Origin of the sequence: Pedobacter suwonensis (assembly GCF_007833675.1) — a bacterium.
Classification (GTDB): domain Bacteria; phylum Bacteroidota; class Bacteroidia; order Sphingobacteriales; family Sphingobacteriaceae; genus Pedobacter; species Pedobacter suwonensis.
This window is the reverse complement of sequence record NZ_CP031708.1, coordinates 138,192-157,992: the sequence shown is the minus strand read 5'-3', so window position 1 is coordinate 157,992 and position 19,801 is coordinate 138,192. Positions and strand designations below refer to the sequence as shown.

General features: G+C 37.4%; 20 protein-coding genes. 16 read left to right on the top strand and 4 right to left on the bottom strand.

Features of this window, described 5'->3' with window-relative positions:
• Positions 1-103: 103 nt before the first annotated feature.
• Positions 104-1,576, top strand: coding sequence for a glycoside hydrolase family 130 protein (locus DV942_RS00705; RefSeq protein WP_090979170.1), 1,473 nt, complete (start codon positions 104-106; stop codon positions 1,574-1,576).
• Between the two features lie 561 nt (positions 1,577-2,137).
• Here DV942_RS00705 and DV942_RS00700 read toward each other — a convergent pair.
• Positions 2,138-4,408: a glycosyltransferase family 4 protein gene (locus DV942_RS00700; RefSeq protein WP_145854413.1), complete on the bottom strand. Its 2,271-nt coding sequence runs from the start codon at positions 4,406-4,408 to the stop codon at positions 2,138-2,140.
• 219 nt (positions 4,409-4,627) lie between these two features.
• Between DV942_RS00700 and ku the strand changes: the two genes are divergently transcribed.
• Entirely contained in the window at positions 4,628-5,398 is a 771-nt protein-coding gene (gene ku, locus DV942_RS00695; protein WP_090979164.1) for a non-homologous end joining protein Ku, read from the top strand.
• Positions 5,399-5,533: 135 nt separating this feature from the next.
• Here ku and DV942_RS00690 read toward each other — a convergent pair whose 3' ends face one another.
• Positions 5,534-6,652: an alpha/beta hydrolase gene (locus DV942_RS00690; RefSeq protein ID WP_145854411.1), complete on the bottom strand. Its 1,119-nt coding sequence runs from the start codon at positions 6,650-6,652 to the stop codon at positions 5,534-5,536.
• A gap of 139 nt (positions 6,653-6,791) precedes the next feature.
• Between DV942_RS00690 and DV942_RS00685 the strand changes: the two genes are divergently transcribed.
• The 3 genes from DV942_RS00685 to DV942_RS00680 are packed head-to-tail and all read left to right on the top strand — an operon-like array spanning position 6,792 to position 8,155.
• Positions 6,792-7,160, top strand: a complete 369-nt coding sequence (locus tag DV942_RS00685; protein ID WP_145854409.1) for a SpoIIAA family protein — start codon at positions 6,792-6,794, stop codon at positions 7,158-7,160.
• Between the two features lie 12 nt (positions 7,161-7,172).
• Positions 7,173-7,325 (top strand): hypothetical protein, encoded by a 153-nt coding sequence (locus tag DV942_RS23365; protein WP_166672290.1) that lies wholly within the window; start codon positions 7,173-7,175, stop codon positions 7,323-7,325.
• 11 nt (positions 7,326-7,336) lie between these two features.
• The gene (locus tag DV942_RS00680) at positions 7,337-8,155 is read left to right on the top strand and encodes a mechanosensitive ion channel family protein (RefSeq protein WP_244278681.1); all 819 of its coding nucleotides are present in this window, start codon (positions 7,337-7,339) and stop codon (positions 8,153-8,155) included.
• Between the two features lie 4 nt (positions 8,156-8,159).
• On the opposite strand, the gene DV942_RS00675 is transcribed toward DV942_RS00680, so the two are convergent.
• A complete protein-coding gene (locus DV942_RS00675; RefSeq protein WP_090979154.1) occupies positions 8,160-8,528 on the bottom strand; it encodes a response regulator transcription factor in 369 nt (122 codons plus the stop codon).
• A 143-nt stretch (positions 8,529-8,671) separates the two neighbouring features.
• On the opposite strand from DV942_RS00675, the gene DV942_RS00670 reads away from it, so the two are divergent.
• The 4 genes from DV942_RS00670 to DV942_RS00655 all read left to right on the top strand — a co-directional run bounded on the left by DV942_RS00670 (position 8,672) and on the right by DV942_RS00655 (position 12,325).
• A complete protein-coding gene (locus DV942_RS00670) occupies positions 8,672-10,885 on the top strand; it encodes an ATP-binding protein (RefSeq protein WP_145854407.1) in 2,214 nt (737 codons plus the stop codon).
• Entirely contained in the window at positions 10,886-11,305 is a 420-nt protein-coding gene (locus DV942_RS00665) for a response regulator (protein ID WP_145854405.1), read from the top strand.
• Between the two features lie 129 nt (positions 11,306-11,434).
• Entirely contained in the window at positions 11,435-11,962 is a 528-nt protein-coding gene (locus DV942_RS00660; RefSeq protein ID WP_244950787.1) for a biliverdin-producing heme oxygenase, read from the top strand.
• Positions 11,963-12,145: 183 nt separating this feature from the next.
• Positions 12,146-12,325, top strand: coding sequence for a hypothetical protein (locus DV942_RS00655; protein WP_056096518.1), 180 nt, complete (start codon positions 12,146-12,148; stop codon positions 12,323-12,325).
• Between the two features lie 939 nt (positions 12,326-13,264).
• Here the strand turns inward: DV942_RS00655 and DV942_RS00650 are convergent.
• Positions 13,265-14,281 (bottom strand): LacI family DNA-binding transcriptional regulator, encoded by a 1,017-nt coding sequence (locus tag DV942_RS00650; protein ID WP_145854401.1) that lies wholly within the window; start codon positions 14,279-14,281, stop codon positions 13,265-13,267.
• 198 nt (positions 14,282-14,479) lie between these two features.
• On the opposite strand from DV942_RS00650, the gene DV942_RS00645 reads away from it, so the two are divergent.
• From DV942_RS00645 to DV942_RS00615, 7 genes are all read left to right on the top strand, one after another.
• Positions 14,480-15,574 (top strand): MBL fold metallo-hydrolase, encoded by a 1,095-nt coding sequence (locus DV942_RS00645; RefSeq protein ID WP_145854399.1) that lies wholly within the window; start codon positions 14,480-14,482, stop codon positions 15,572-15,574.
• Between the two features lie 53 nt (positions 15,575-15,627).
• Positions 15,628-15,990, top strand: a complete 363-nt coding sequence (locus tag DV942_RS00640) for a hypothetical protein (protein ID WP_145854397.1) — start codon at positions 15,628-15,630, stop codon at positions 15,988-15,990.
• 124 nt (positions 15,991-16,114) lie between these two features.
• Positions 16,115-16,825: a PDDEXK family nuclease gene (locus DV942_RS00635; protein WP_145854395.1), complete on the top strand. Its 711-nt coding sequence runs from the start codon at positions 16,115-16,117 to the stop codon at positions 16,823-16,825.
• Positions 16,825-17,754 carry a tRNA (adenosine(37)-N6)-dimethylallyltransferase MiaA gene (gene miaA, locus DV942_RS00630; RefSeq protein WP_145854393.1) on the top strand — a complete coding sequence of 310 codons (930 nt, stop codon included), beginning with the start codon at positions 16,825-16,827 and terminating at the stop codon, positions 17,752-17,754. The genes DV942_RS00635 and miaA overlap by 1 nt, the downstream gene beginning before the upstream one ends.
• 116 nt (positions 17,755-17,870) lie before the next feature.
• Entirely contained in the window at positions 17,871-18,377 is a 507-nt protein-coding gene (locus DV942_RS00625; protein WP_090979126.1) for a hypothetical protein, read from the top strand.
• A gap of 154 nt (positions 18,378-18,531) precedes the next feature.
• Complete coding sequence (locus tag DV942_RS00620; RefSeq protein WP_145854391.1) at positions 18,532-19,074, top strand: hypothetical protein; 543 nt, start codon at positions 18,532-18,534, stop codon at positions 19,072-19,074.
• A 96-nt stretch (positions 19,075-19,170) separates the two neighbouring features.
• Positions 19,171-19,701 (top strand): DUF3347 domain-containing protein, encoded by a 531-nt coding sequence (locus tag DV942_RS00615; protein ID WP_145854389.1) that lies wholly within the window; start codon positions 19,171-19,173, stop codon positions 19,699-19,701.
• The last annotated feature ends 100 nt before the right edge of the window (positions 19,702-19,801 follow it).

Genomic DNA, 19,801 nt, shown 5'->3' with positions numbered 1-19,801 from the left:
ATTATATACAATACCATAAACAATTAAGCAGTAATTTTCGTTATGTTTAGGTTGGAGATTACAGAGCCGAATGCATTAAAATTACCATCATAACTTTTAAAAAATGAGACTATATATAGAACGTAAACCTGTTAAGGTAAATCCAGATACAAAGAGAGTTATTGCACGTTTTTTTTTTAATGGAGAGGAGAGGGCACTGGAAGTAATCAGAAAGGTCTTGGAATTTTCGGATGAAAAAGTGTTTTCACTGATATCGCCTATACTGCAGGAATATTCCAAAAGACACCGGAATATCACTAAAATCTTAACCCGTCATTGTAAGAAATTAAAAAAGCAGTTTTTAGCCCTGGGTACCTCATTCGAAGACATTGATGAATATACCCGGTTATTGATTGGCGCATATTTTACACACGAATATTCCATAGAATCGGCTGCTTTTTTCAATCCGAGTATTGTTGATGATCCTGATCAGACCGATTTAGTTGAAGGTGAAAAAAGGGTAATCATAAGTTTTAGGGCTGTAGGAGAGGGACACATTTCATCTATCGTATTCCGACGTGCCTTAATTGATAAAAATAACAACATACAGGTTTTACCAGTTGGAAATTATGTTGATGAGGCCGAGGTAGTAAAGAATGCCATCTACATCAAAAAACTATTCCTGAAAAAAGCGGCTTATGCGCAGATTGATCCTGCTGTTTTAGAAGAAATTGAGTCTAAACTTGATGATAAATTTGAATACACCAGTTTAAGCAATATCATCAAAGATTCTAAAAGCTTATATAAAGAGAATCCGGCACGTTTAATCGAATACGATAAGGTACTTTGGTTATCAGACACTTATCACACCATCACCTTTTCAAAGGATACGGATATTTCTGATCGTGTAATTTTTCCTATCTCAGAATTTGAACGCAAGGGGATTGAAGATGCTCGTTTTGTCAAGTTTATTAAAGATGATGGCAAAGTACTATACTATGCCACCTACACTGCTTTTGATGGTTCTTTAATTATTCCCAAACTCGTTCAAACAGAAGATTTTTATGAGTTTAAAGTGATTCCCCTTTATGGCGACGGTGCACAGAATAAAAACCTTGCTTTATTTCCAAGGAAAATCAAAGGAAAATATGTGATGATGAGTCGGATAGATGGATGGAACAATTACCTGATGTTTTCGGATAAGGTGAATGTTTGGGAAAACCCGGTTCTTTTAAAGCAGCCCCGTTACGATTGGGAACTGGTGCAGATCGGCAATTGCGGTTCGCCCATAGAAACTGAAAAAGGGTGGCTGGTGATTACGCATGGAGTTGGGCCGATGCGAAGATATTGCATTGGTGTGAGTTTATTGGACCTGGAGGATCCCAGTATTGAAATAGGCCATTTAAAGGAACCATTGATTATCCCAAATAATGACGAACGGGAAGGTTATGTACCAAATGTAGTATACTCTTGTGGTTCTATTATCAGCAATGGCGAACTGATTATACCTTACGGTTTATCAGATTATAGCTCATCATTTGCTACTGTAAATTTGGAGTTACTGTTGAATAGGCTATTAGAGAATAATCAGATTTAATATACTGCCAACGATCATCATTCACGTTCTGACACCGGTATAATTTAATTTCAGCGCGAGATTTAGAAGTTTCGGCTCAAGCAGTTTAAATACCGCCATTAAATTAAAACAAATCGTTTAGACACTTCTTCTTTATTATTACAGGCTAAAGTTAGCCTGGACAAAACCAGAATCGAAGTTAAAGCTGAAATTATTGGTTTAATATTTTTAGTAACAAATCCTTTCACACGAAGAGGCTATCTCAGAAATGATTTTGGGGATTTTTGGCAGAATAATATTTTGAAAGGGCTTCATTCCCGTGACAACGGGAACCATGCAGAGTTCAGCGAAGCCAATCTTAATGCGATAGAACAGCAACTAAATCAGTCCATACCAAAGCATTAAGATGCCCAGTCAAGCTGAGCATGACGACATACCCAAATTAAATTCTACTGCTATTATTTAATCTGTTATTTTGAGACAGGCTATTTTATATTTTTATTTATCAAATAAATTGATCTTCAAAAAAAAAGCTGATTCATTTCGAACCAGCTTTTGATAGCTCCGGGCGAGTCTATTGATCTAACCGATCTTCTCTGTTTCCATTAGTGGTGAAGACAAAGTTTCATATTCTACTTCAGCAATTTTTAAAATCGCCAAGTGCGAGATAAAATAAGCCAATGTACTTTCGGCACCTTGATTTCTGTTCACACTGTTAAACTGCAATCCATCCGCACAGCCATGGGTTTCATAATCGTACAGTGGGATGTGAAGGCTGTTTTCGCCTAGAAACCATTTATAACTGATGTGCATCAGGTTCAGGTATTGATCATCTTTAGTAATCTCATAAGTTTTAGCATACAATAAAACCATGGCCATTGTTTCTATAGCCTGTTGATCATAAATAGGGTTTTTACCATGCTTTTTCATCCAGCCGGCATTTCCAACCGGATTCAGGTATCCGTTTTCAAAAGAGAAACTGTTCAGGAATTTAATACTTTCCATAGCTACCTGGTACGATTCCTTGTTGCCTGTAACATCATAATGATGAAGCAAAGCTAAAGGAAGAATGGCATTATCATAAGTCAGAATATCTTCAAACCAATGCCAGTCTCCATCTTTATTTTCTTTATATGATGCCACCAATGAACTTGCCAGCATATTTATCTCCTGGCTAATCAATTCATCTCCGGGATGAGCATTCAGGTAATAAGATAAACCAATAACCGTATTTGCCTTTCCGCGCAGATATTTTAGTTCTTTAAAGTGTTTTACAGAATGAGAAAAAAGTTCGCGGCCAAACTCCCGATAGGAATTATTCGGTGCGCTGGAAACCAGATAACCTAATGCCCAAATGGTCCTGCCGAATGAATCTTCAGAGCCAACCTCATCTAAAAATTGTCTGTTGAAACTCAGGAAATTCCTGAAATTTCCATCATCTGTTTGCATGTACTGAATAAAACTGAGGTATATTGGCATAAAAGCTAAAGCCCTTCGGTTTTTATTCTGCTCCACAGCCATAATGGCCATAATCAATGCCCGTGCATTATCATCAATGCAATAACCTTCTTTTAAATTCGGAATGCCAAAGCGGGCATGTTGTATAATTCCGGTATCATCTGTTAGTAGAGCAATGTGACTTAAATTCAAAGCAGGCATTCCTTCTACGTCGATAATCGGCGGGATTGACCGCTCTGTTTTCGTCCCTGCAGATAGCGCTTCATTCAATACATTAAGATAAATACTTCCGATCGCCGGCCAACGAAGGTTTAATCCGTATTCATAAGCATTCTGCTTCAGTTTGTGATATTTATCGCTGTCGCTTAAAAGATCATTAACAATTGCGGCCAGTTTATGATGATCTTTAAAATCAAATAATTTACCTCTGTTATCGGCCAATAACTCCTGTGCATGCCAGTAAGGTGTAGAAATGACTGCCGCACCCGCGCCAATAGCATATGATAAGGTACCGCTGGTAATCTGGGCTTCATTTAAATAGGGAGTAATGTATAAATGGCATGCGGTTAAATATTGATGCAGTTCTTCTTCCGAAACGAATTTATTGACGAAAGCGATATTCTTTTCTACACCTAAATCTTTTGCCAGGGCCTTCAAACTGTCGCGATATTCTTCGCCGTTGTGTTTAACTACACCAGGATGGGTATTTCCTAAAATCAGGTATAAAACATCAGGATGTTTTGATACGATATCCGGTAAAGCATTGATTACCGTTTCTAAACCTTTATTCCTGCTAATCAGACCAAAAGTAAAAAGTACTTTTTTACCCCTAAATAAATCACTCTGCTCGATTTGATTATTAACGATCGGTTCTAAATCAGGAACACCATGTTCTATTAATTTAATAGATGCCTGTGGAATCTGGTATATGCTTGTTAAAAACATTACTGCCTTTTTGCTCATCACTACCAATTTAGCCGTTTTAGATGCTATTTCCTTGATAATGGTTTGTTGCATAAAATTTGGTTCTTTCAAAACCGTATGCAAAATAGTGATGAAAGGTTTTTTTAACCGGTTAATTAGTGAAAGCAAAAAAACACCGCTATTACCACCATATATACCAAATTCATGTTCAATAATACAAGTATCTATATCACTGTTATTGATAAAATCAGCTGCTTCAATATAATCCTGTTGATTTTGTTGTCGGATAACAAATTTTACTTCGCCCGGGTACTGATGTTCGTTTACATCATCCGACTCATTCATGGCAACTACAAAACTCCTGCGGGCATCGTAGGTAGGATTTAAACTTAAAGCATTAACTAAATTTTGGTTGAAGGTAGCTAAACCACACTCACGGGGCGGATAGGTAGAAATATAGGCTATTTTCATCTTTATAAATGTTTTCAATGGTAATTACACAATCGTGATCTCTTCGTTCCCTTTATTACTTTGAAAAATCATAATAGTTTCACAAGTATTTCTATAAGGTTATGGTTAAATAACATTATTGGTTCCAAATAGTTTGCTGTTTGAACGATTTACAGCTTGTAAACCCAAAACAATAAGTTTAGACACCTGTTAATAGGTTAATATTTTAAACATTTCGCTATGAGATCAATATGGAAAGGTTCAATTGGATTTGGTTTGGTAAATATTCCGGTTAAGTTATTTTCAGGTGTCCAGAACAGTAACCTTGATTTGGATATGCTTGACGAACGCGACCATGCCAAGATCAAATTTTTAAGGGTAAATGAAAATACACAAAAAGAGGTACCTTATGATAAGATCGTTAAAGGTTACTTTTTAAAGGACAGGTACATCATTTTAGACAAACATGATTTTGAGGAGGCTGCACCTGAAAAAACAAAGATTATTGAACTCGAAAATTTTGTTGATATCAAAGATATTAACCCCATTTACTACGAAACATCTTATTATACCGAACCTGAAAAGCAGGGTAGAAAGGCCTATAGCTTATTGTTAAAGGCCTTACAGAAATCTGGCAAAGCCGGCGTGGCCAGGTTTGTGTTAAGGAATACCGAAAATCTTTGTGTTATCCATCCCATGGAAAACGTTATTGTCATCACAAAAATTAGGTTTGACCAGGAAATCAGAAGTTTATCCGAAATTAATAAGGCGGATGATATCAGCATCACTAAAAAAGAAATGGATGTAGGACTGGCCCTGATTAAACAATACAGCTCAAAATTTGACCTGAGTACATTCAAAGATGATTACAGTAACGAATTACTGAAAATTATTAAAGCCAAGGCCAAAGGAAAGCGGGCTACCGTTAAAAAGATGAAACCGAAAAAAGCTTCAAGTGATGATTTGTATGACCAGTTGATGCAGAGTCTGGGTTCGAAGAAAGGAGCTTAGACAGTTTGCAGTTATCAGTTAACAGTTCGCAGTTGTCAGTTTGCAGTTATTAGGTTGGAAGGGGATTTTTAAAGTTTCAAGCTGAGCGCACATACGAGGCTGCATTGAAGTGTTTCCACTCCAATGCAGCTGATTTTATTTAAAGGCAGCTTTTAACTGGTCAGCAACATACGCCTGTGCGGCTTTAGCTTCTGGTACAAGAAGCGACATGCCAAAAAACTCGTGTGTTACACCCTCATAATTTTTAAGATCAACTTTTACCCCGGCAGCTTTAAGCTTATCAGCCAACATTACGCCATCATCATGCAAAGGATCTATTTCGGCGGTGATGATCGTGGTTGATGGAAGTCCGCTTAAATTGGCATTAACCAGTGATATTTTAGTATCTTGCGCTTCGATCATGCTATTTAGGTATTTTTCTGTAAACCAGCCCATCATCGCTTTATTTAAAGGCTTTGCATTCGCATACATTTTATAAGATTCGGTATTCGTATCCGCTTGTGCAATGGGATAGATCAAAACTTCGTGTACAGGAAGCATAATGTGTTTGTTTCTGGCCATAATAGAAACGTTTGCTGCTAAATTTCCACCCGCACTTTCGCCAGCTACAGCAATTTTTGCCGGGTCTGCCTTTAAGTCTACAGCATTTTTAACTGCCCATTCGTAAGCTGCAAATGCATCATTGTGCGCCGTAGGAAATTTATTCTCTGGCGCCAGGCGGTAAGCCACAGAAACGACAATTGCGCCCACTTGTTCTGCCAGGGCCTCGGCAGATGCATGATAAACATCCACATTAGCAATAACAAAACCACCGCCATGATAATAAACAATGAGCGGGTAAGGCCCGTTTCCAACTTTAGGCGTGTAAATACGCAGGTGAACCTTCCCGTTATCGGCATCAATATCCTTTCCAGTGGTATCTACCTTAGGCATTGGTACCGCAATATTATTTTGTTTGGCTACGTCCATTACCGCATCTGTTGGGGTATGGTTCTTACGTGCATCAGTAGCACTTAAAGTTTCTATGGGTTGATCACCATAACTGCTTAACTTTTCTATTATTACCTGCATTTCAGGTCTGATGGTTTTGCCCCATTCCGGTGCAGGCCCGGCAGGCTTTAATGTCGCCATCTGCGTAGAATCAGTCATGGAAGAATCTGTAACTGTTATATTTTTTGTTTCGCCAGTACAGGCTGAAAGCAAAATGGTTGTTCCAAAAGCCAGAATAATAGGTTTTAGCAGGTTGTTTTTCATAGGGTTGTTTTACTTTTTAATACGGCTTTATAACGTAATCAGTAATACAAGTGTTTTTATGATAACACAACTTTTCAGAATTTATATAAATGGCAAACTTCTTGACAGCTTAATCTGTTCTTAAATAAACGAATAATTTATGTTGACAGAAATTACAGGACTACCAGATCACATTTTTGGCGTAAGAGCCACGGGAGAAGTTACCAGTGATGATATTAAAAGCGTTTTATTAACCGGTTTGCAAAGGACGGCCAGGAGGTTTAAAGAAATCAGGTATTTGCTGGTATTGGAAACTGACGTAAAAAATTTTACGGCCGGTGCATGGGCACAAGACATTAAAGCGGGCCTGCAAAATTTCAGTAAATGGAAAAAAATTGCAGTTGTAAGCGCTGAAAAAGGAGTGGAGTGGTTTACTGACGTATTCACCATCGCTACACATGGTCAGTCGAAAGGCTTTAAACCTGAAGAAATAGAAGAGGCAAAAGCCTGGCTTAATGCTGAAGATTAACGATTAAACTATATGAAAGATTCAAAAACATCGGCCGAAAGTAGCAAGGCTACTGCACCGAAAAATGTTAAAGCCAAAGGTGCTGATGATAAAGTGACATCAGCAAAAGATGCGGAGAAAGTGGATGTAACTAAAGACAAATCAGCTAAACAGAAAAAACAATAATCATAGATACATTGAATACCATTATGAAAGTTGATGCGGGTAATGTAAACCGTTTTTATGATAAAGCTTACGATTGGATAATAGACAGGGGACCTTCAGTAATTTTAGGGATTATACTGCTTATTTTTGGCTTATGGCTCATTAAGCTGCTGGGAAAATGGATGCAGGGCGGCATGCACCGTAAAGACATCAATCCGTCACTACGACCTTTTTTAACAAGCCTGATCATCATCACTTTGAGGGTTTTGCTTGTTCTTACCGTGATGCAGGTTATTGGCATTCAGCTTACTTTTTTAACCGTACTGATTGGTGGTATTGGCGTTGCGGCAGGTTTGGCGTTGTCGGGCACCCTGCAAAATTTTGCCAGCGGTGTATTGATTTTACTCCTGAAACCATTTGTTGCCGGAGATAACATCATTGCGCAGGGCCAGGAAGGAACTGTAGCCTCAATACAGATATTTTATACCATTGTGAAAACATTTGATAACAGAACTGTGGTGATACCCAACAGTAAACTATCTAATGAGGTGATTATCAACATCAGCAGGGAAGGTACCCGCAGATTGGATATAGAAATTAAATTTAGCTACGGAATAGATTACGAAAAAGTAGTTTCCATTTTTAATAAAACGGTGGATGAGTTTAAGTCTTGCTTAAAAACCCCCGAAAGGAGAATTGGTGTATCCTCTTTAGAGGATAACGGTTTCAAAGCAAGTTTAAATATCTGGGTAAATGCTCATGGATTTACCGATACCAAGCTTTCATTTCTGGAAGTGCTGATGAAAAACCTAAAACTTGGAGGAATAAAATTACCGGGTATGCCTGACTAAAAATTTAGCTTTTTAATAAAGCGTAAATCTTATCCATTAACTCATCAATGTTGAAAGGTTTGGCCATAAAGTCATCCGCCTCTACACCATCAAGTGCATAGTTGCTGGCGTTATACCGGGCGGAAATCATCAAAACCGGAATGTTCTTTGTAGCCCCGGAATTTTTAAGTTCCTTTAAAAGGACCCTTCCGTCAACGTCAGGGAGCATAATATCCATGATGATTACGTCTGGATTGAATTCCTGAACATGGTTAATAAAATCAGCTCCCTTATTTAATCCCTCAACGTTAAATGCTTCGCTCTCTAAAATAAGTGTGATAACGTCTAGGATTGCATGGTTATCTTCAATCACCAAAATGTTTTTCTTTGCCAAAGTTTGAATGGTTTTTTTTAAATTCAAACAAATATATAACAAAAAATAAATCTCAAATCTGAATTTATCAAATTAGAGACATTCTAAAATTAGGCTTTAAAATTGTTAATTTGCGAGATTAAATATGTTGCAACATCAAACACATGAGTAAATTTTCTGTAGACCTGACCAATTGTGATCAAGAGCCAATTCATATACCGGGCAAGATTCAATCACATGGTTTTCTGATAGCTGTTGATAAAAATAGCTCAACCATTTCCTATATCAGTGAAAATACAGGAGATTTTTTAAAACAAGATGCCAAAAGCTTATTAAATACTCCCTTATCTACATTAAATGATTTAATCAGCCAACCGGATTCAGCTCTCCATATCGAGGATTTGTTAAAGCTGGGTATCATTCGTAAAAGTTTCGATGCCATAAGTCCGCATCCAATAGAAATTGAAGGAAATCCCTTTTACCTGATTATTTCTTCCTCAAAAAACGATTGGTTATTGGAATTTGAACCTGTTACACTTCAATATGACATTCAAAGTTCTATAGGCCGTTCGGCCTCATCGATGCTTCAGGGAAAAAACATAGAGTCCTTATTAAAAGGTGCTGCCAAGGAAGTAAAACGATTGATCAATTACGACCGGATCATGGTTTATAAGTTTTTAGAAGATGGCCATGGTGAAGTGGTAGCAGAAGAAAAAGAAGCCGGTTTGGAAGCATTTTTTGGCTTACACTATCCGGCAACAGATATTCCAAAGCAGGCCAGACAACTGTATAAGCTCAACTTAACGAGGTTAATTGCTGATGTAAACATAACCGATTCGAAGGTGATTACATTTAAGGAGGGTGAAGCGCTGGATTTAACAAACGGCGGCTTACGTGCCGTATCACCCATTCATATTCAATATTTGAAAAACATGGGTGTCCACTCCAGTTTTAGTATTTCCCTGATTTCTCATGGCGAGCTTTGGGGGTTGATTGCCTGCCATAACTATAGCCCTAAATTTATAGATTATAAGGCAAGAGAGGGTGCCAAGTTAATCGGACAGATTCTTTCCTCAGCGCTTGAATATCGCCAGGAAGAGGAAGATGCCAAAATTATTGAACAATTTAAAAATACCGCGAATATACTGTCAGACCATTTAAACCGGGATAAATATCTGATGGAAGCGATAACCACCCATAAACGAACCATTCTGGATGCCACTAAAGCCAGCGGAGTGGCGATCATTTTTGAAAATGAGCTTAAAACTATTGGGAATGTACCATCAGCAGAAGAAATAAGTGACCTTGCTTTTTGGTTAAAAACCACCAGCGATGAGTCGTTATATTATACGCATCGGTTGTCTGAAATCTATTCTCCGGCTAAGAAATACAAGTCTGTAGCGTCTGGCATTCTTTCATGCGTGATCAATAAGGAAATGGGCGAAATGATCATTTGGTTTAAGCCGGAAATGATTACACAGGTAAATTGGGCTGGAAATCCGGACAAAGCTGTAGTTCCGTCAGAAAATGGTTTGATGAGTTTATCTCCCCGTAAATCTTTCGAAATCTGGGCGGAGGTTGTTAATAATACTTCAGAAAAATGGATGGCTGAAGAAATTGCCTCCGTATTAAGGATACGCGAAATTATCATTACCGATATTAATAAAAAAGCAAACGAGATCAGATCGCTTAATGAAAAACTTCAGGCCGCTTACGAAGAACTGGATACGTTTAGCTACACCGTGTCGCATGATTTAAGAACACCGCTTACCTCTATTAAAACCTACGCAGAGCTGATGTCTAAAAACAAAAGCATAGATGAGGGAGGTAAAAAAATGTTAAGCAGAATTTTGGTGGGTGCCGATAAAATGAACTTGTTAATTAAAGAGATTTTAAATTTGGCAAGAGTTGGCCGCTCTGAAATTAATTTTGAAACAGTTGATATAGCCTCTTTAATAAAAGACATCACCAGCGAAGTTTGGGCAGCCTACAAAGCAGATCATGTTACCCTGGTTTTAGGACAACTTCCCAATATCAAAGGAGATAAAACCATGATTACACAGGTTTTTACCAACCTGATCGGAAATGCTGTAAAATACTCTTCAAATGCCAACAAACCCAAAGTAGAAGTTGCTGCGTATATAGAAGGGGGAGAAATCATCTATTCGGTAAAAGATAATGGTATAGGAATTGATAACCGTTATTACGACAGGGTTTTTGAGCTTTTTAAGCGCATGGATAATGTGAAAGATATTGAAGGATCAGGAGTAGGACTTGCTATAGTAAAAAGGATTGTAGAGAAACATCATGGCAGGGTTTGGTTCGAAAGTAAGTTAAATGTTGGATCTACCTTTTTTGTAGCTTTTAAAAACAGATAAATGAGAACACCAGATATATTTTATGTTGAAGATGACATAGACTATGCATTTTTTATGCAAAGTGCTGTACAGGAAGTTAAGGAGACGCTTAATCTGGCCATAGTTGAAGATGGGGTAGAGGCATTGAAAAAACTTCAGCATTTTGCAGAACTTAAAACCAAACCGAAGTTAATCCTGCTTGACCTGAACTTACCGGGCTTATCCGGTTTGGATTTATTGAAATTTATACGTGATATTCCTTATTTAAAAACCGTACCGGTTATCTTATTTTCAACATCAGATAATCCGGACGATGTAAAAGCATCGATAGAATTTGGAGCCAATGCTTACCTCACCAAACCGGATGGTTACGAGAACCTGGTTAAGTGCGTACATTCCGTACACGACTTTTGGTTTAACCAGCACTTGAGGTTAAATTAATAATATAATACAAATATGAAAAAATCTGGCGGCAGGCCCGGATTTTTTCTATTTCATCGAAAACTTCCCTGTATGATTGCCAATTTACTGAGAACGGAAACAGCACATAATCACAAAACACTAGAGTCAATGATGTTCGTTAACGAAATTATGAACCATTCACTAAGTATCGATCAATATAAAAAGCTGTTAACCATTAATTATATGGTTCACCAAAAACTGGAGAATGCACTGGCAAATATGCTAGACCTGGCTATTGCGGAGAAATTAGACATGAAAGGTCGTTTTAAGTTGAATGCTTTAGAAAAAGACCTGAATTACTGGGAAATAAGCAGTTTGACATTACCGGGTTTAAATTTCGAATTATTTGTTCCTGAACAGCATACAGCAGAGGTTTTAGGCGCATTATATGTGCTTGAGGGCGCTACATTAGGTGGTAACGTAATTAGAAAGCATATACTGGCCAATCCAAATTTTATAAACCAGGAGGGTGGCTTAAATTATTACGGTGTGTATGGTGATGAGCTCAGTACTAAATGGAAAAGCTTTGTTATGGTAATAAACGAGCATGTTGCAGAAGCCGATTACGAACGTTGTAGCAATAGCGCAAACCAAACCTTTAATAACCTGATTATGCTCTCCAAACAAATGACATAAATCAACTTATTTTAATTTAAAAAAACTAAAAATGTGGTTGTAATATGTGCCAGGGCATTTTTTTGATTTTGAAAATGTGCAAAACTTATTGTAAATAAATATTTGCTTTCTGTTGTTAATTCGAGGTAAATATGTATTATTGAAAAAAAATAAATTTTTTAAACCTTAAAACATCAATTAGCGATGGAAAAATTCTCAAAAGTTAAAGCTGCTGTTGCTGCTATTGAAGCAGACGTAGAAAAATTTTACAATGCTGGCAACGCAGCTGCTGGTACTCGTGTGCGTAAAGCAATGCAAGATCTTAAAGTTTTAGCACAAGAAATCCGTGCAGAAGTAACTGAAAAGAAAAACTCTGGAAAATAATATTTCGCGAGTATGAAACAAAAAGGGTTTTTGGTACGCCAAAGCCCTTTTTGCGTTTAGATATCATCGCTCTTCAATCTAAATTCGGTTTAGCTACAAACGCTCCGCTTATTTAAGCACATAAAATAAAGCGAATACCAGAAATCTCCATTCCAGACTTTTTTAGCATCTTAATGGCCTGCGATAATTTGATGGCGGCTAAATAAAAGGTGCTTATCAAACATACCGATATAAATGATAAAGCTCCCCATCGCGGGGAGCATGTATCCAACTAACAAAACATATTTTTACCAGGTTAAGATCTTCACTAAAATGGATATTCTTTTTATCAATATATTTAAACCCGGTGTGTTGCTCTAAATCATTATCATATTAACCCGGTCAATCACACATCTGCGGTAAAATTTGAATTTTAAAATCTGCAAACCTATTGCCCGTAATCCAAATATCTTTTGGCCCCTTTCTTACACAAATATATAATTATCTTATAACTTATTTAGACTAATTATAAATAATTATAAAATATATTGATATTCTCTAAGAGGAGGAGAACGGTAAACGCATAAGTGAATATGAATTTACCTCTCATTTCTTCAGGAAAGAAACTTGTAATTAAGCAGATGTAGCAAGAAAATTTCATGATACTAAGCTGTGTAAGAGCGTGTAACAATTTTCACTGCAAACCATGAAACATTACACGTCATTCAAATTCGTTTATTGGCATGCACATCACTATTGCAAAACGTCTACTAAGAAAGAAATGAGTGTAGGGGGAGGGGTGATATGTATAAGATTCTGTTAGTGAAGAAATTGGTAAGGCAGATTTACAACTTTGTCATTCTTTAACACAGATACCAAATAAAATGGAGATTAATGATTACAGGCTCAACCCGCTTACCCGAAAGTTTAAGCAACCTTAAGCATCACGCAAACGTTTGTTCAGTAATTCGTTTCATTTACAATAAGATCGGCATCAACAATGGTATTATAATAGGCCTGGTTTTCAGCATTGGGGCTATGAATAAGATCCAATAGAATATTTACCGCCTTTTGCCCCTGCAAATATGGATATTGCTCTACCGAAGCTACGGGAGCGCGATCAAGATAACTGATAATAGGGAGGTTGGCATAACTTACGATGTCAAAATCGTCGATTACATTCATCTTTTTAAAGTGTTTGATAAGAAAAAGTGCCACGTAGTCATTAAAAGCGACTATAGCCGTTGGTTTTCTTTTATGCTTTAAAAACTTTTCGGCAGCATCTATAGTACCTTGTTCTGTTAAATCGCAATTGATGACCAATGATGGATCGAACTTTAAACGGTTAAAAGTAATCGCCTGTTTGTAACCGTCTTTGCGCTCTTCACTGGCATATAAGGTACCTGGACCATTAATCATCCCGATACTTCTGTGCCCTTTTTTTAAAAGATAGTTCACCGCTTTAACTGTTGCACTTTCCAAGCCGGATGCAACGTAATGCACGTTTTTTAAAGGTGGTATCCGGTCAAAAAATACAACCGGAATGTTAAACGAATTAACTTTTTCGAAATGATCAAAATTACAGGTGTGCTTACTGATTGATACCAATAAGCCATCAACACGTTGATTTTTCATTTTCTCAACAAGTTTTACTTCGAGCTCATAACGGTCGTGCGACTGGGCGAAAATCACGGTATAATTTTTCTTCATCGCCTCATCTTCAATTGCAGAAATAGCGATTGAAAAAAAGTGTTCTGATAGCTCTGGTAAAATGACACCAATGGTATATGTTTTTCCTTTTTGAAATAGAATGGCAGCCTTGTTAGGCTCATAATTTAGCGACTTCGCCAACTGTTTAATCTTCTCCCTGGTAACTGCCCCAATGCTCGGATGATCGTGCAGGCCCCTTGAAACGCTGGAGGGAGAGATATTTAAGATTCTGGCTATTTCTTTGATCGTTGTGGGTTTCGACTGCATGATGCGTACTAAACTAGTATATTAAATTGCTTCAACATATAATAATACAAAATTAATCAAACGTTTGCGCTGTTTTCACTCCTTGTTCAGCTAAAAAGATATGTAGTTACACCCAACCTGTAATCCATTCGTCATATATATCACACTGGCCGCATCTTTGAAATCATATTCATATTTTGGCTGCTATTTAATTTAAAAATGATCGCAGTATATATTTTAGTTTTTGTTGTCTCCTTATTCCTTATTATAACCAATCTGCCGGTTTTCGGACAGTTACCAAAGGGATTGCGTTTGGATAAAATCCGAAGCCTGAGTAATTATCGCAATGGTGCGCTACAGAACTTATCCATCACACCAATGCAGCCAGAAGGAGTAAGCTTTTTTAAGATTTTAAGCGCTTTCTTTTTCGAAAAACATCCGGATAAGGCCCCGAGCAAAGCGCTTCCATATATTTCACCGAATATAAATGGCAGTGCTAAGGGTAATGCACCTGAAATTATCTGGTTTGGCCATTCGTCATATCTGATCAAAATAAACGGACTAAGAATTTTGGTTGATCCTATATTCAGCAAAACACCTTCTCCGTTTTCATTTATCGGGAGTAAGGCTTTTTTGGGCACTGACATTATAAAGGCCGAAGAATTCAAAAATATTGATATCCTCATCATTACACACGATCATTATGATCATCTGGATTATGAGAGTATATTAAAAATTTCGCCGCAGGTTAACAGTATTGTCACTTCGCTTGGTGTAGGGTCGCATCTGGAGCGATGGAAAATTAAAAAAGAAAAAATTAATGAGCTGAGTTGGAACGAATCGGTCACATTGTTTAACCGTTTGCATTTAACAGCTGTTCCAGCCAGGCATTTTACAGGCAGAAAATTTAAAAGAAATCAAACACTATGGTCAGCCTTCGTACTGAAAACTGCAGACTTTAAACTTTTTTTGGGTGGCGATTCCGGTTATGATACACACTTCGAAAAAATAGGTGAGGAGCACGGTCCTTTTGATTTGGCCTTGCTGGAGTGCGGACAGTATAATGCTTACTGGCCATACATCCATATGTTCCCGGAAGAAACTGTACAGGCCGCAATCGAGCTGAAAGCTAAAATTTTAATGCCGGTACATTGGGGAAAATTCAGCTTGGCCATGCACCCCTGGAATGAGCCAATAAAACGGATAGTTGTAGCCGCAGCAGCAAAACAGTTTCCTTTGGTCACTCCAAAATTAGGAGAAACCATTATTTTAGATGAATATTTACCAACCGAAAACTGGTGGCTAAAAGAATAAAAAATTAAACAATAAGAAGACTATGGTGTTTAATGCTAAAATCAAATACCATTATGAAAACTGATCTTGTAGAAATTTTTCAGACCATCAGAGCCGGCTTACAGCCCTATGCCACCCGCGGATATACGGTACACGAAAATTCAGAAAACGGATATGATCTGTATAGTGAAAAAAATATTGAACTAAATGGACAAAAAATAACCAAGCGATTTTTTGCAGGTGTTTATATCAATGGAGATGCCGTTGAAGTTAAGATCAATACAGAAGAATTTTCTACAGACAATCATAATCTAACTGATTTTGGCCATAACAAAGCTGGCTTGAAAATTTCGGCTCTTGATGATGCCAAATTAAAGGAAGTAGAAACTTTAATAGAGATTATCAGTACGAACTTTAAAGAAAAAGAATGGATTTAACAATCTGATGGTTAAATTTGCAGTCGATATATTTCTGAACAATATTTTACTGATTGAATAATTTAACTTTTGAAGATAACTGGCACCATCAATTTAGTTTGGCTCTTGCTGATCATAAAATTGGGTGCTTTTTTTTTCAGAAGATGGTTTTCAGTTACTCAGGATTGATCATCAACTGATTATCCACCTGGTCAGCTTACAAAACAGCTTTATTCCACAGGATCTTATTGCACTACAGGAAAGACATTATCAGAAAGGCATTAAGCTCATTCACCTTTGGGAAGACCTCTGGTTATCAAAACCCGTGCAGGTTTTAGCGAGAATAAAATCTTTGCTTGGCAAAAATAGCCGCATTCACGGCAGGAAAACTAAAATATTAAAAATTACCAAACCTGTTGCTGATTCTTTTTTAACTGAAAATCATTTGCAGGGTGCGGTAACGAGCCGTTATAAAATAGGTTTATTTGAAAAAGATCAACTGGTTGCTGTTGCTACCTTTTCGGGATTGCGCAAAATGAACCATACCGAAAATTACAGATCTGCGGAACTGATCAGGTTTGCAGTTAAAGCGGGGTATTCTATTACAGGCGGATTAAGTAAATTGATTTCATTTTTTGCTGCAACCTATCAACCTAACGACCTCATGACTTACGCTGATCGCGATTGGTCTGCAGGAGAGGCCTATACTAAACTGGGCTTTTTACAAACTGCAATTTTGGAACCGCAGATTTACAGCCTGGATGAAAATCTTAATCGTGTACTCAAAAAAGATGCCCGGTTTTTTGCACAGGAGGTATTTAACACCGGGAGTTTTAAATTTATTCTTCAGTTTTAATGGACCAACATAATCTCATCATCATTTTAGGAGCAACTGCGTCTGGTAAAACGAAGCTGGCTGTGAGCGTTGCAGATGCTTTAAATGGCGAGATCATTAGTGCCGATAGCCGTCAGGTTTTTAAACGAATGGATATCGGTACAGGTAAAGATCTGCAAGAGTATCATATCAACGGCAAAACAATTCCATATCATCTGATCGATATTTTATTGCCCGGCGAACGTTATCATGTAGATGCCTTTAAAAACGATTTCTACAAGGCATTTGCAGCCATAACAAAAAAAAACAACATGCCGGTCCTGTGTGGCGGGACAGGCATGTACATTCACAGCTTACTACAGAATCAAACCTATACCGCTGTCCCCGTCAATCAACCCTTGAGAGATCGATTAGATTTATTATCAAAGGAAGAACTGGTTTTGATATTGCAAAGTGATGAAAGCCAAAATATCGGACATGCTGATCTATCCTCAAAAAAAAGACTGATCCGCGCATTAGAAATAGCCGATTATCTCAAACATAACATACTCGAAAAAGTAAATCGACCGTCACTTAAACCGGTTATTTTTGGGTTAAAAAATGAGGTTGAAGTTACCAGGGCTAAAATTCTAAACAGGCTGAACGAAAGGTTCAAAGCCGGCCTGGTAGAAGAAGTAGAACAATTGCTGAAAGAGGGAATTGACCGGGAAATCTTAGTTTTCTACGGCCTGGAGTACAAATTTATCGTAAACTATCTTGATGGATTATTAACCTTTGAGGAACTAAAGTTAAAACTTGGTACGGCCATTTGTCAGTATGCTAAAAGACAAAATACATTTTTCAGAAAAATGGAAAAGGACAATGTAGAGATTATCTGGCTTGATGCCAGCATGCCGACAAACCTGTTAAAACAGTTGATTTTGGAAAAAGTTTCAACAAATAAAAATTAGCTTCAAAAGCTGATTTTAAGCGAGGAAAATGTGCAAATAAGCCCAAAAACGCCCTTTTGGCACAACCTTTGTATCTGCATTGGATATTATTTTAACTCAAAAAGAATATCTTAAACATGAAAACAATTACAAAAATTTTTGCTACATCAGCAGCTGTTGTAGCACTATTTTTTTCAACTAATGCAAATGCTCAAAGCTCTGCAAGAAACTTAGGTATAGGTTTAAATGTTGGTGCAGGAACAACAACAGGTTTAGGTTTGGTTATTGGTGGAGATATCAGATACCAATTCAATGTAGATAAGCAATTATCTATCCCTGTAACCGCTGGGTACAACAATTTTTCAAGAAAAGATTCGTACGGTGGAGGTAGCTTCGGAATTATTCCTGTAAAAGCCGGTGCTAAATATTTCTTTAATGATTCTGGCTCTGGTGCTTACGGATTAGCTGAACTTGGTGCTGGATTTGGAACTGAAAAAGGTGCTGGTACATCTTTTGTTTATTCACCAGCAATTGGTTATGCATGGGCTAATGGTTTAGATTTAGCCGCGAAATACGAAGGTTATTCAAACAATGGTAGCATTGGTTTTGCAGGCATTCGCTTAGCTTACGGATTTAGCTTATAAGATTACTTACCTGATACTTAAAGCCCCGGCAAATACCGGGGCTTTTTTATTTATCATTATTTCTGAAAAAAATGAAAATAAAAAAATCTGAACGAAAGCACACTACGTATATCTACCAAAACCTTAGTATTAACTTAATTTATCTAATATGAAAATGATTACTAAAATTTTCGCTACAGCAGCTACTGCAGTTGCTTTGTTTGCCACTACAACACTGAATGCGCAAACCATGACAGAAACTGATCCGAATCCGGCACCTAAGGGAATGGCTTTCAAAATAGGGGTTGGTGTTAACGGCGGACTCTTCCGTGATCAATCGCCAATGGATTACGCTTATGGTGCTGATTTGAAATTGCAATGGGATTTATCACCATATGTTGCCGTGACTGCTTCAGGCGGTTATACCAAACTAATGGCTAAGAATAACGCCATTGACATAGATTTTATCCCGGCCAAAGGTGGCGTTAAAGTGTTTCCGATTAAAAGAATGTATTTAGCCACTGAAGCAGGTGCAGGCTTTGCCATTAAAGATGGTGGCAAAACGAACTTTATTTATTCGGGTGGACTGGGTTATGAGTTTGGCGGTTTCGACGCTGGTGTTCGATATGAAGGTTATGTGAATGATAGCTCATCAGCCACCTATTTCAGAAAAACAGGTCAGTACGCATTAAGGCTGGCTTACAATTTCAAATTATAATTCAAACATCATATAATATTAAAGTCCCGATGAAAATTGGGACTTTTTTATTTATTTACCATTTTAATTCCTATTTTGAGCCGAAAACCAAATACCATGAAAAGAATATTCGGGATAGCCATATTTACTACTTTAATGGCCTGCAACCAGGCAGAGCAGAAATCTAATGAAACCAAAGATTCTACCAAAACCGAAGCTACTTCGGTTAACAACGAGGTTTTAATAAAGGACGAGAAGAAACTGGCGATATTTAAAAACTATGTGAATTTGAAAAATGCGCTGGTGAAGTCTGATGCTGCAAATGCGCAGAAAACTGCTGCCGTACTGAAAAATAGTCTGGCTGCCTACGAGGGCTGTGAGCCAACTGCAGAAATTGCTCAGAAAATAGCGGCAAGTAATAACCTGGTTATACAAAGAAAAGATTTTACTGCTTTAAGTGCCGATATCATTGCTTTGCTTAAAAATGCGGAAATAGAAAAAGGAACCATTTATGTCCAGCATTGTCCGATGGCGAATAAAGGAGATGGAGGGGACTGGTTATCAACCGAAAAGGAAATTAAAAACCCTTATTACGGCAATGAAATGTTAGAATGTGGCAGAGTTGCAGAAGAAATCAAAGCAAAATAAGAGGCTGAACCGGGTTAAATTAAGCATGATTGTTACGTCATTTTGACCAATTATTCATATTAATTTAACAGATTTGTTATGCATGTATATTAATTTTATA